The 13,103-nt window shown below is 52.9% G+C and carries 11 protein-coding genes; all 11 read right to left on the bottom strand.

Annotation, left to right across the window (positions count from 1 at the left end):
• Positions 1-22: 22 nt before the first annotated feature.
• Positions 23-4,054: a DNA-directed RNA polymerase subunit beta' gene (gene rpoC / locus C7E10_RS08460; protein ID WP_231086333.1), complete on the bottom strand. Its 4,032-nt coding sequence runs from the start codon at positions 4,052-4,054 to the stop codon at positions 23-25.
• A gap of 16 nt (positions 4,055-4,070) precedes the next feature.
• Complete coding sequence (gene rpoB / locus C7E10_RS08455) at positions 4,071-7,793, bottom strand: DNA-directed RNA polymerase subunit beta (RefSeq protein ID WP_105326873.1); 3,723 nt, start codon at positions 7,791-7,793, stop codon at positions 4,071-4,073.
• A gap of 256 nt (positions 7,794-8,049) precedes the next feature.
• Positions 8,050-8,451, bottom strand: coding sequence for a type II toxin-antitoxin system RelE/ParE family toxin (locus tag C7E10_RS08450; protein ID WP_105326872.1), 402 nt, complete (start codon positions 8,449-8,451; stop codon positions 8,050-8,052).
• A gap of 83 nt (positions 8,452-8,534) precedes the next feature.
• Complete coding sequence (gene rpmA / locus C7E10_RS08445) at positions 8,535-8,825, bottom strand: 50S ribosomal protein L27 (protein WP_105326871.1); 291 nt, start codon at positions 8,823-8,825, stop codon at positions 8,535-8,537.
• 5 nt (positions 8,826-8,830) lie between these two features.
• Positions 8,831-9,157 (bottom strand): ribosomal-processing cysteine protease Prp, encoded by a 327-nt coding sequence (locus C7E10_RS08440; RefSeq protein WP_105326870.1) that lies wholly within the window; start codon positions 9,155-9,157, stop codon positions 8,831-8,833.
• A gap of 3 nt (positions 9,158-9,160) precedes the next feature.
• The gene (rplU, locus tag C7E10_RS08435) at positions 9,161-9,472 is read right to left on the bottom strand and encodes a 50S ribosomal protein L21 (protein ID WP_105326869.1); all 312 of its coding nucleotides are present in this window, start codon (positions 9,470-9,472) and stop codon (positions 9,161-9,163) included.
• Positions 9,473-9,634: 162 nt separating this feature from the next.
• A complete protein-coding gene (locus C7E10_RS08430) occupies positions 9,635-10,156 on the bottom strand; it encodes a cyclophilin-like fold protein (protein ID WP_105326868.1) in 522 nt (173 codons plus the stop codon).
• 152 nt (positions 10,157-10,308) lie between these two features.
• Positions 10,309-10,920: a flavodoxin gene (locus tag C7E10_RS08425; protein ID WP_105326867.1), complete on the bottom strand. Its 612-nt coding sequence runs from the start codon at positions 10,918-10,920 to the stop codon at positions 10,309-10,311.
• A gap of 17 nt (positions 10,921-10,937) precedes the next feature.
• A complete protein-coding gene (locus tag C7E10_RS08420; RefSeq protein WP_199614643.1) occupies positions 10,938-11,462 on the bottom strand; it encodes a cyclophilin-like fold protein in 525 nt (174 codons plus the stop codon).
• A gap of 148 nt (positions 11,463-11,610) precedes the next feature.
• Positions 11,611-12,492 (bottom strand): LysR family transcriptional regulator, encoded by an 882-nt coding sequence (locus tag C7E10_RS08415; RefSeq protein ID WP_105326866.1) that lies wholly within the window; start codon positions 12,490-12,492, stop codon positions 11,611-11,613.
• Positions 12,493-12,572: 80 nt separating this feature from the next.
• Entirely contained in the window at positions 12,573-13,094 is a 522-nt protein-coding gene (locus C7E10_RS08410) for a cyclophilin-like fold protein (RefSeq protein WP_158572334.1), read from the bottom strand.
• Positions 13,095-13,103 lie beyond the last annotated feature (9 nt).

The following is a 13,103-nucleotide window of genomic DNA, read 5'->3' as shown; positions in this document are numbered from 1 at the left end:
AGCCCCTTGCTCTAAGTGCTTCTTATTCTTCAGTTTCAACGGACTGGGCAGCCTCTTCCTGTGCTTCGGCAGGACGATGGAGCTTCAGTTCGATGTTCCGATATTTCGGCATACCGGTTCCGGCAGGAATCAGCTTACCGATGATGACGTTTTCTTTCAGGCCCAGCAGCGGATCAACCTTGCCTTTGATGGCAGCATCGGTCAGGTTTCTGGTGGTTTCCTGGAAGGAGGCAGCGGACAGGAAGGAGTCCGTAGCCAGGGAGGCTTTGGTGATACCCAGCAGGATGGGATGTGCCTTGGCCGGTTCCTTGCCTTCAGCCAGGACCTGATCGTTTTCATCCTCGAATTGGGCAATGTCCACAATGGAGCCCGGCAGCATGTTGGTGTCACCGGCATCATCAATGCGGTATTTCCGCATCATCTGACGAACCATTACTTCCACGTGCTTATCGTTGATTTCTACGCCCTGGGACTTGTACACGCCCAGTACCTGTTGTACCAGGTAGTGACGGGTAGCGGCAGGACCGGAAATACGCAGGATATCGTGGGGGTTCAGGGAGCCTTCGGTCAGGCGGTCACCCACCTCGACGGTATCGCCTTCGGCCACATGAATCTTGGCGCCATAAGGAATATGGTAGGTATCTTCCGTGCCATCTTCCTTTTGGATGATGATGAAACGGCCATCGTCCTTTTCCTGAATGTCCACCACACCGGCGGATTCGGACAGGATACCAGGATGTTTCGGTTTTCTGGCTTCGAACAATTCTTCGACACGAGGAAGACCCTGGGTAATATCGTCAGCACCAGCAACACCGCCGGTGTGGAACGTTCTCATGGTCAGCTGCGTACCAGGTTCACCGATTGCCTGGGCGGCAATGGTACCAACGGCTTCGCCCACTTCCACCTTTCTGGCAGTAGCCAGGTTACGGCCGTAGCAGGCCCGGCATACGCCATAGTGGGATTTACAGGTCAGTACGGAACGGATCTTCACCCGGCCGTCGCCGTGTTTTTCACGCAGGTCGGCAATTACGTCGGCCATATCTTCGGTAATGTAGTCGTTGACATGGTACAGGACTTTGCCTTCCGTATCCACGATTTCTTCGGCCAGGACACGGCCAACCAGACGATCCCGCAGGGATTCCAGTACCGTGCTCTTATTCTTACCGGAGGTAATGGCTTCTACGTACACGCCATCCACTTCGTTGTTGCGGATTTTCAGTTCCTTGACGGTACCGTCAGCCAGGATGGCTTCAATGGTATCGGCAGTGAACTTGTCCCCAGCATGGGCCAGTACCAGCCCAGACTCGGTTTCGATATCTTCTTCCACTTCCTTGTTCAGGAAATGGTGGGTCATATGTTCCCGGAAAGCAGCTTGCACCTTTTCCTCGCTGACGTTGATCTGCAGAGTTTCAGGTTCTTCGTTGCTGTCTTCATCCTGGGGATACAGGCTGATTTCCAAAATCCGGGCAGCCAGGAGACGGTCAAAGACGTCTTCCGTTACCACCGTATCGGCCTCTGCCAGAATGGAGCCATCCACAGGGCTAAGCACGCTGGAAGCCAGGGTACGGCCTACGGCGTATTCCTTCAGCTTGTGCTGGCTGGAACCCAGAACGGCCTTGCAGAAGCGGGCGCGTTCCCGTACCAGATTCATGCCGGTAACGTCGCAGTCATCTTCCCGGACGATAACGTCCTGGGCCACGTCTACCAGACGACGGGTCAGGTAACCAGAGTCGGCGGTACGCAGAGCCGTATCGGCCAAACCTTTACGGGCACCGTGGGTGGAGATGAAGTATTCCAAAATGGTCAGGCCTTCACGGAAGTTGGATTTGATAGGACGGTCGATGATCCGGCCGGAAGGGTCAGCCATCAGACCACGCATACCAGCCAGCTGACGAATCTGCTGGATGTTACCACGAGCACCGGAGTTGGCCATCATGTACACCGGGTTGAAGGCGTCCATGGTGTTTTTCATCAGGGCGTTGGCTACATCTTCCGTTGCCTTATCCCACAGGGCGATAACTTTGCGGTACCGTTCATCCGGGCTCATCAAGCCGCGGTTAAAGAGGGTTTCCACCTTATCAACCTGTTTTTCGGCAGCGGCCAGGATGGAAGCCTTTTCTTTCGGGATCTGAATATCGGAAGCAGCAATGGACAAGCCGGATTTACAAGCGTTGTCGTAACCCAGTTTCTTGACAATATCCAGCACCCGGGCAGTCCCGAAGTTGCCGTACAGCTTATGGGCTTTAGCCACCAGGCGGCCCAGTTCTTTCTTATCAATCAATTTACCCAGCAGCCAGGTACCATCTTCCTGTTTGGAGTAATAGCGCATTTCCAGCGGCAGTTCGCAGTTGTAAATGATATTGCCCACAGAAGTGGTTACCAGGCTTTCGCCCTGGTCGGAAGCTTCCGGGAAAATTTCTGCATTGGGCACGCGGACTTTGATCCGGGCCTGCAGATCAATGACTTTATGGAAGTAGGCCAGACGAGCTTCGTCAAAGCTGATGAAGCGGCGGCCTTCACCCTTGGCGCCATCCTTGAAAATGGTCAGGTAATAGGCACCCAAAACCATATCCTGGGTAGGAACGGTAATTGGTTTTCCGTTGGTAGGAGCCAAGATGTTGTTGACACTCATCATCAGTACCCGGGCTTCAGCCTGGGCTTCTGCGGACAGCGGCAGATGGACAGCCATCTGGTCACCGTCGAAGTCGGCGTTGTACGGGGTACATACCAACGGATGCAGTTTGATGGCGCGGCCTTCGGACAAGATGGGTTCGAAAGCCTGGATACCCAGTCTATGCAGGGTCGGGGCACGGTTCAGCAGTACAGGATGTTCTTTGATAACGTCTTCCAGAACGTCCCAAACCACGTTGGTAGCCCGTTCCACCATTCTCTTGGCACTCTTGATGTTGGTGGCAGAACCGTTTTCAACCAGGCGCTTCATTACGAAGGGCTTGAACAGTTCCAAAGCCATTTCTTTCGGCAGACCGCATTGGTGCATCTTCATTTCCGGGCCTACTACGATTACGCTACGGCCGGAATAGTCAACACGTTTACCCAGCAGGTTCTGACGGAAACGGCCCTGCTTGCCTTTCAGCATGTCGGACAGAGATTTCAGAGGACGGGTGCCAGGGCCCGTTACGGCACGGCCGCGGCGGCCGTTATCGATCAGGGCATCTACAGCTTCCTGCAGCATCCGTTTTTCGTTCCGGACAATGATGTCAGGAGCCTGCAATTCCTGCAGCCGTTTCAGACGGTTGTTCCGGTTGATGACCCGGCGGTACAGGTCGTTCAGGTCGGAGGTGGCAAAACGGCCGCCGTCCAGCTGAACCATAGGACGCAGGTCAGGAGGAATAACCGGAATTACATCCATAATCATCCATTCGGGTTTGTTGCCGCTTTTCAGGAAAGCTTCGCATACATCCAGCCGACGGACAATATTTCTTCTCTTTTGCAGGCTGGTTTCCGTTTTCAGGGCAGCCCGCAGTTCCTTAGTCAGTTCTTCTACGTTGATTTCATGGAGCAGTTCCTTAATGGCTTCTGCGCCCATGCCCACCCGGAAGGTAGGGCCGTATTCACTGAGTTTATCCTGGTATTCTGCTTCGGTCAGCAGTTGTTTTTTGGTCAGGTTGGTATCGCCCGGATCCAGGACAATGTAGCTGGCAAAGTACAGGACTTTTTCCAGGGCTCTTTGGCCAATGTCCAGGATAGCGCCCATCCGGCAGGGAATTCCCTTGAAATACCAGATATGGGATACGGGAGCAGCCAGTTCAATGGAGCCCATCCGATCGCGGCGGACCTTGGAGCGAGTAACTTCTACACCGCATTTGTCGCAGACGACCCCTTTATAACGGATGCGTTTGTACTTGCCGCAATGGCATTCCCAATCCTTGGTAGGTCCAAAAATCCGTTCGCAGAACAAACCATCCCGTTCCGGTTTCAGGGTTCTATAGTTGATCGTTTCCGGTTTGGTTACTTCCCCGTGGGACCAAGATCTGATCTTTTCGGGAGAGGCCAAGCCGATACGCATAGAATGAAATTTATTTACGTCTAACAAGAGCACTCACTCCTTTCTACTCTTCATCAGAATCGTTGCCGTCATCTTGGGAATCATCCAGGCTCATATTCCCGATATCGGCAATCACATCAAAATCACTGGTTTCCGGCTGATCTTCATCCGGGCTCAGGTCATCCTCGCTGGCAGGAGCTTCGGTGCCGATATTGGCTGCGGTACTGGGAGTCTTGCTGGCCATATCCATGTCCAGTTCTCTGGCAATATCGCCCATTCCGATATCTTCATCTTCGTCATCCAAATCGATTTCTTCATCATCTTCATCCAGCACTTGGATATCCAGGCCGATGCTCTGCATTTCCTTCACCAATACCTTGAAGGATTCAGGCACGCCGGGTTCAGGAATATTTTCGCCCTTAACGATGGCTTCATAGGCTTTCACACGGCCTACCACGTCATCGGACTTAACGGTCAGGATTTCCTGCAGGGTATAGGCAGCGCCGTAAGCTTCCAGCGCCCAAACTTCCATTTCACCAAAGCGCTGTCCGCCGAACTGTGCCTTACCACCCAGAGGCTGCTGGGTAACCAGGGAGTACGGGCCGGTAGAACGGGCATGGATCTTATCGGCAACCAAATGGTGAAGCTTCAGGTAGTAGATGCAGCCTACGGTAACCGGGTTATCAAAGGGTTCGCCGGTACGGCCGTCATACAGGGTGGTCTTGCCGCTGGGGTCTACACCGGCCAGCTTCAGGGTCTTGCCCATTTCTTCATCGTGGGCACTATCGAACACAGGAACAGCTACCTGTACCGCATGGTCCACCGTTTGGGGCATGCCAAATTGGTCATAGTCATAGCCGGCTTCCCGCAGCTCTGCTTCCAGGTTGGGATCCTTTTCTTCGATTCTTCTGCCCAAAGAGCAGGCGGCCCAGCCCAGATGGGCTTCCAAAATCTGACCGATGTTCATACGGGAAGGTACGCCCAGGGGGTTCAGTACGATTTGTACCGGTTCGCCGTTGGGCAGGAAGGGCATATCTTCACGGGGCATAATCCGGGAAACAACACCCTTGTTGCCGTGACGGCCGGCCATCTTATCGCCTTCACTGATTTTCCGTTTTTGTACGATATGTACCCGTACCTGCTTGTTTACGCCAGGAGGCAGTTCATCGCCGTTTTCACGGGTGAATACCTTGACGCTGACAATGATACCGGATTCGCCGTGGGGAACCCGCAGGGAGTTATCCCGGACTTCCCGGGCCTTTTCGGCAAAGATGGCACGGATCAGGCGCTCTTCAGCGCTCAGTTCGGTTTCTCCCTTAGGAGTTACCTTACCTACCAGAATGTCGCCAGGGCGAACTTCTGCACCAATCCGGATGATACCGTCTTCGTCCAGATCCTTCAGGGCTTCTTCAGAAACGTTGGGAATATCCCGGGTGATTTCTTCAGGTCCCAGTTTGGTATCACGGGCATCACAGTTGTATTCTTCAATGTGAATGGACGTAAATACGTCGTCTTTTACCAGGTCTTCGGAAAGCAGTACAGCATCTTCGTAGTTGTAGCCTTCCCAGGGCATGTACGCAGCAATGGCGTTGCGGCCCAGGGCCAGTTCACCGTGATCCGTAGCAGGACCATCGGCCAGTACCTGGCCTTCTTCCACCTTGTCGCCCTTGTAGACAATGGGTCTTTGGTTGACGCAGGTGCTCTGGTTGGAACGTTTGAATTTCAGCACGTTGTATTCGTCAATGCCGCCGTTGTCGTCCCGGGTAACCAGGATCTTGTCGCCGCTGACGTATTTTACCGTGCCGGCGTGCTTGGCCAGGATGCAGACCCCGGAGTCCACAGCCACCTTGTATTCCATGCCGGTACCCACTACAGGAGCTTTGGGGTTCAGCAGGGGCACAGCCTGACGCTGCATGTTGGCACCCATCAGGGCCCGGTTGGCGTCATCGTTTTCCAGGAAAGGAATCAGGGCAGCAGCAATGGACATTACCTGTTTAGGAGAAACGTCCATGAAGTCAACCCGGCTGGGGGAAATGGACAGCACATCGTTCTTATCACGGGCAATAACGTGCTCGTTGACAAAGGAGTTGTCATCATTCAACGGTTCGTTGGCCTGGGCAATAACGTAGTTATCTTCTTCATCAGCAGTCAGGTAAACGATTTCGTTGGTAACCTTCTTGTTTTTCTTGTCCACCTTGCGGTACGGGGTTTCAATGAAACCGTACTTGTTCACCACACCATAGGTAGCCAAAGAACCGATCAGGCCGATGTTAGGACCTTCAGGGGTTTCAATAGGACACATACGGCCATAGTGGGAAGGATGGACGTCGCGGACTTCGTAGCCAGCTCTTTCTCTGGACAGACCGCCAGGTCCCAAAGCGGACAGACGGCGTTTGTGGGTCAGTTCGGCCAGAGGGTTGTTCTGGTCCATGAACTGGGACAACTGGCTGCTGCCAAAGAATTCTTTTACCGCAGCAACCACCGGGCGGATATTGATCAGGGCCTGGGGCGTAATCACGTCGGCATCCTGGAGGGTCATCCGTTCCCGGATTACCCGTTCCATACGGGACAGGCCGATACGGAATTGGTTTTGCAGCAGTTCGCCTACGCAGCGTACACGCCGGTTGCCCAAATGGTCGATATCGTCCTTGCCTTCCATACCGTCGATCACGTTCAGCAGGTAGCCAAAGGAAGCAATTACGTCCGCCGGGGTAATGGTCCGAACAGAAGCGTCAATATCTTTCGTAACAATCATGCGTTCCGGATGTTCCTGGAATTTTACCCAGACCTCGGCATAGCCGGCATCCTTGAACAGACCGCTTTCTTCAATGGTGTTGATTTCTTCGTCGCCAATCACGGTGCCAGCTGGCAGAACCACTTCGCCCTGGGTGCCATCGGGGTTTTCGAAGGCCAGGGGAGAAGTCAATTCCTTGCCCAAAAGGCGCTGACGCCAGCCCAGTTTCTTGTTGACCTTGTAACGGCCTACATTGGCCAGGTCATAGCGGCGGTTGTCGGAGAAAATATTCCGGATCAGCTGTTCGGCGTTTTCCAGGTTGGCAGGTTCGCCGGGACGCAGTTTCCGGTAGATTTCCAGCAGTGCATCGTCTTCGTTCTTGGTGCTGTCCTTGGCCAGGGTAGCAACCAGGTACGGATGTTCGCCGAAAGTGGCAATAATATCATCGTTGGTGGGCAGGCCCATCACCCGCAAAAGAGCCGTAGCCGGCAGCTTACGGGTCCGGTCCACACGGGCGTAGATGATTTCGTTCAGGTCGGTTTCGTATTCAATCCAGGCGCCCCGGTTAGGAATAACGGTGGTGCCGTACAGGAACTTGCCCATGGGGTCCATGTCCTTGGCGTAGTAAACGCCAGGAGAACGCACCAGCTGGCTGACGATAACCCGTTCTGCGCCGTTGATCACGAAGGTACCGGTATCGGTCATCAGGGGGAAGTCACCCATGAATACGGTGGATTCCTTGATTTCCCCGGTATCCTTGTACAGCAGGCGGACATCTACATTCAAAGGAGCGGCATAGGTTGCGTCCTTTTCCTTGCAGGTTTCCACATCGTATTTGGGATCGCCGATGGTGAAATTCTCAAAGCTCAGTTCCAGGTTGTCGGTAAAATCCTTAATAGGAGAAACATCCTGGAAAACATCATATAAACCTTCTCTTATGAACCACTCATAAGATTTTCTCTGTAAGTCGATCAAATGAGGCATTTTCAATACTTCTTTGATCTTGGCATAACTGTACCGCAAACGGTCGCCATTATGAACCGGCTTAAACATGTGGGTTCTCACTCCTTTTCTCTGGGCAGGTCTTTCTAAACAAAAAAAATAACAAGGCGGTCAATTAGAGAGATTGATCAGCCTTGTATCGTGTACGTTTTCTCAGTCATCATGTCGTGCTCCTCTCCTCACTTGAGCGGGAACGCGATGTCCAACCACTGAGCACTCGCGGAACCTATTCATCCTGCTATAAAAACTTCATGGACAATTATTATACTACGTATTTCACGGTAATACAATACCTTTTTTCTGGTTTTTAAGACTTTTGGGGTTCAGTTTTTTCCCGGCCGTCCCGCACCAGTTCCTGCCAGGCAGGCTGGTCCCAGGCCAGACGCACAATCGCCACCAGGTCATAACCGGCATTGTACCGATAAAAAATCAAAAACCTGCCGCAATCATAACAACGGACGCCTTCCAGATCCAAAAGGGAGTCCTGGGCATTGGCCGCCAGTTTGGGGGTCCTGCCCAATTTCTCAAGGGTTTTGTCCAGCGCCGCCAGCTCTTGGGCTGGCAGAAGGAGCTTGGCTTGGGTCAGATCCTGAAGGGCCAGCTGGGCCCACATTACATTGCCCTGGGCATCTTCCGTATTATCCTGCCATAGGCTCTGCAAGCCTGCGCCCACATAGGCGCGTACCTGTTCCCGTTCTTTGGCTTCCATAATCCTTCCCTTTCCCCTGCTTCTGCAGCATGACAAAAAGGGAGCCACTGCAAAAAGCTTTCTGCAGCAGCCCCTCTCTTATTTTATGCTTCGGCTTCAACCGGGTAAACGCTGATCAAGCGACGATCTTTACCGCTTCTTTCAAAAGCAACCTTGCCGGCAACTTTTGCATAGATGGTGTAATCTTTACCCATGCCTACGTTTTGACCCATATGGAAACGGGTCCCACGTTGACGAACGATGATGGAACCAGCAGTTACCAGCTGACCATCATGAGCTTTCGTACCCAGACGCTGTGCGTTGGAGTCACGGCCGTTGTGGGTGGAACCAGAACCTTTTTTATGGGCGTGTAATTGAAGAATCAATTCGAACACTTTGCTCACCTCCTGTGTTCTTCAGTAGTCAGATACTGGGGATAATACCGTTTCAGCTCTTGAAGCCCGCAGACCATGGTCTTTAGCAGGACTTCCGTTTGCTCATTGGGAGCATCCTCCAGTCTTACTTCCAGCGTTCCGTCTGCCTCATCGACAGCGCACTGCACTTTATGGCGGAGCACACGCTCCATGCCCAGTACGGGAAGCTGCGTATCCAGGGATACCAGCGCACATACCTGATCGAACCCTTCCGGATTAGAATCGGCATGTCCAGAAACCCGGTACCCGCTGATTTTGTCCTGATCGTTGTAGTAAATATCTACTTGAATCATGACTTATGCTTCGATAGAAGTGATCTCAACCTGAGTATACGGTTGACGATGACCCTGGCGTTTGCGATAGTTGGATTTTGCTCTGTATTTGAAAACAAAAATCTTATCAGCTTTGCCTTGTTTAGCAACTTTAGCAGTTACTTTAGCGCCTGCAACAGTAGGATTGCCTACCTTTACATCGCCGTCGTTGACTACAGTCAGAACATCGTCAAAAACGACTTCCTGGCCTTCTTCAACGTTCAGTTTTTCGATGTTCAGCACATCACCTTCACTGACGCGGTATTGTTTGCCGCCGGTACGAATAATTGCGTACATGTTTGCACCTCCCTCATCCAAGACTCGCCGAATACGGTACTCCTTCCGGAGTTTCAGGAACCCCTCCGGGCGGTAGTGCGAGTTTCACACTATTTTTTATACTATACAACAAAAAACGGGAAAAGTCAACGCAGACTTCTCCCGTTGCAGCGCCTTTGGTACCTATTGCAGAAACAGATCAAAGGTGGCCAGCTGATTTCCTGCCAAAAGCTGCAAATCGCCTTCTACGTGACCCAGTACCTGCCCGGTAAACTGGGGTCCGCCGCTTTTGTAGAACAGCACAAACCGGTCCTTTTCCGGCCAGAAGACGATATCCCCCGCCTTGTAGCCTCCCATCTGGAGATTGTCCGTGGGAAACTGGTCCACATCCTGGTAGTACACCGCCGTCTGCCCGTCCAGGTCCTTTAAGGCCAGGGTGATGGGCAGTTCCCCTACCAGGGCATGGGTGGTGGCATTATCCTCCACCGAGGCCCACAGCACCTTGTCCCCCAGGGTAATCCGCACCCGGGCCCGGCTGAGATTAATTACGCCGCCCGGCCAATTCTTCTGCTGCACCCGGGCAGCCTGTTTGATGCCCGTCTGTTTCTGGTCCGCCTTGGCCGTTTTTTCACCGGCACAGCCTGCTGCCATAAGGCTCAGCGCCAGCAGCGCTCCTAGTAAAGCGCCGCCCCATTTTCTTTCCATGTTGTTCCCCTCCTGCTGAAAGAAACCTTTACAGCCATAGAGTACGCCTTCTCAAGCCCGTTGTAAATCCCGATTTTCCCAGACAATTTCGCAAAAAAAGCAGGAGGGTAAATTCCCTCCTGCCAATTTTTGCGCTGTCTCCGGCACTGTTTTTATTTTTTGAGGGGAACGCCAACCTTGGCCAGCCAATCCCGCAATTCCTGCTCACTGCCGCTGTAGCGCAGGCCCTCTGTCACTTGGGCTCCTTTGGCCGAAGCCTCTAGGATGCCCACACTTTTTTCAATGGGATAGCCGCCGCTGGTACAAAAGGGCACCACTTTTTTCCCGGAAAGGTCGTAGGATTCCAAAAAGGTGTTCATCATCAACGGTGCCTGATAATCCCAGATGGGATAGCCCACAAATACGGTATCGTACTGTTCCATATGGTCGATTTTGGTTTTCAGCTTGGGCCGGGCATTGCTTTCAATTTCCTTGATGACCATTTGCAGATGCTCCTGATGGTCGGCCGGATAGGGTTTCTCCGGCTGCAATTCTACCAGGTCCCCGCCCACCAGCTGATGAATTTTCTCTGCAGCTGCCCGGGTAGTTCCCGTATGGGAATAATAAGCGATGAGGATATGGCTGCCGGCACTCTGTTGATTTACAGCCTTGGCTGCCTGGGCAGCCGGCTGGCTGGCAGAAGAACTCTCCCCGCAGCCTGCAGCGAAAAGCAGTACCAGTCCCAGTATCAGGGCCCACAGGCCCTTCCAGTTTCTTTTTTGCATAGCGTCCTGCCTCCAGTCTACTGCTGCAGCTCAAAGGTAACCTTCTTGTCCCCGGCCCCGTCAAAAAGCTCTACGCCCTGGTCAATATGGCCCAATTGCTGCCGTTCAAATTCTTCCCCATTCTGCTTGTAGAGAATCACAAAGCTTCCCCGGGGAGCCCAGTACACCAGATCCCCTACAGCGTAGCGGTCGGACCGGGTCTTTTCTGTAGGGAAAGTACCGGCGCCAAACCGATAGCACATTTCCCGGCCGTACAGATTTTGCATATCCAGGGTCAGCGGCAGTTTCTGGGCCAGGGCGCGCATGGTGGCATTGTCTTCCACCGTAGCCCACAGCACCTGATCCCCTACCGTAATTTTCAGTTTGGCGTGTTTCAGGTCCACCGGACCTTTTGCCGTATTTTCCTGGGCTGCCGCTGTTTTTCCCGGCTGGGCGGCCGGCTGGCTTTGCCCGCCTTGGGACGACTGGGCACTGCCGCAGCCTCCTGCCAGCATTCCCACCACCAGCAATACACCGGTAACCAGCATCCATTTTCCTTTCATATGCGTTCCTCCCTATCAGTTATGTTTGCTTTCTGCTTCTACTCTACCTTTTTCCCATTAGAATGTAAAATACCTATTTCAGCTTGCATCCAATGCCTGAAAGGCATTCTAACGATGCAAAAAAAGCGCTGGAAAGCCAGCGCTGCCATTAGTCTTGGGGCGTATATGCATCGTGCTTTTTCCGGAAGAACTCCAAAAATTTTTCTACCGCATGAAGCTCCGGGGTGAACCGCTTCCAGGCCAGCACAGAAGTAGCCGGAAGGACCGGTTCCAACCGGCGGAACACCACCTTTTGGGGATCATACAGGGATACCACCCCATCAATGGTCAGGGCCTTCAGATAGCCCTCCCTGACTACATTGGCCACATTGGTAATGATATTGTAGGTAGCCCTGATGTTCAGCCTTCCCTTCAGCCAATGCTGGAGCTCCCCCCGGAGAATCTGCCGGTTGCTGACAATAATGGGCAGATCCTTCAAGTCCTTTTCCGTAATGTATTCCTTCTGGGCCAAAGGGCAGTCCGCCGCCATCAGCAGTCCCCAATAATCCACATCCTTCATGCGGATGTAATCAAAGGAAGAAGTATCCACCGGCTCCATCATGACGCCCAAATCCAGGGTGCCATGCTCCAGCTGTTCCTTAATGTCCACCGCATTGCTGTTTTGGAGGTCAAAGGTCACCTCCGGATATTCCTGCTGGAACTCCGTCATGCACCGCATCAAAAACTGGACACATTTCAGGCCTCCGCAGCCGATGCGGATATTGCCGGCAACTTCCCCATGGTGATGTATATCATTTTCCAGCTTGTCCATCATGGACACGATTTCCAGGGCCTGATGACGCAGGATTACCCCGGTTTCGGTTAAATGAAAATGGCGTCCCCGGACAAACAATTTCTCTCCCAGTTCTTTTTCCAGTTGGGCCAGCTGCCGGGACAGGGTGGGCTGGGTCAGGTGCAGCAGTTCCGCTGCTTTGGTGATATTTTCTTCCTGAGCCACCATCAGGAAATATTGTAACAGGCGCAGTTCCATAGTAATTCCTCCTGTCTGCGGAAAGTTTCAGGTACGCAAGAGAGACTGCTCCCTGGGAAGCAGTCTCCGCTGTGCCCAGCTCACTGGGCTTTGGCTATTTCAACTTTTAAGGTTCCCTGCAAGGCGTTCAGGACGGCTTGGGGTTCATCCACATGGCCCAAAATTACCAGATTGCCAATGGACGCAGATTTTTCCTCGTCCTTTACGAATATGACAAAGTTCTTGGCCGGCGGCCAGTAAGCCAGGTCCCCGTTTTTATATCCGCTTTGCACATCGCTGGCTTTATAGGACAGGTCCAGGGTATCCCCACAAAAATCGTTGTCCGACGGATTCAGGGTAACCGTTTTGGGCAGCTGTCCCAAAAGTTCCTGGGCAGGAGCTGAGTCATTGAAATGGGCTTTCACCTGCTTTCCATTTACGGTTAGCCTAATTGGCATCGTCTTCTGTGATGCGCTGGCGGAAGCCGTTTTCTCCGTAGCCGCCGTTTTGGTTTCCTGGGCCGTGCTGCTGCCCGTTCCTGTAGACGCCACTGACCCGCAGGCCGCCAAAGAAAGGCAGCAAAGCAGTCCTGCCAGTCCGGCCAAACACCGTTTTTTCTGCATAAACATTCT

The organism is Acidaminococcus hominis (assembly GCF_900291475.1).
GTDB classification, from domain to species: domain Bacteria; phylum Bacillota; class Negativicutes; order Acidaminococcales; family Acidaminococcaceae; genus Acidaminococcus; species Acidaminococcus hominis.
The sequence above is the reverse complement of the archived record's forward strand: the minus strand, read 5'-3'. Positions and strand labels throughout refer to the sequence as shown.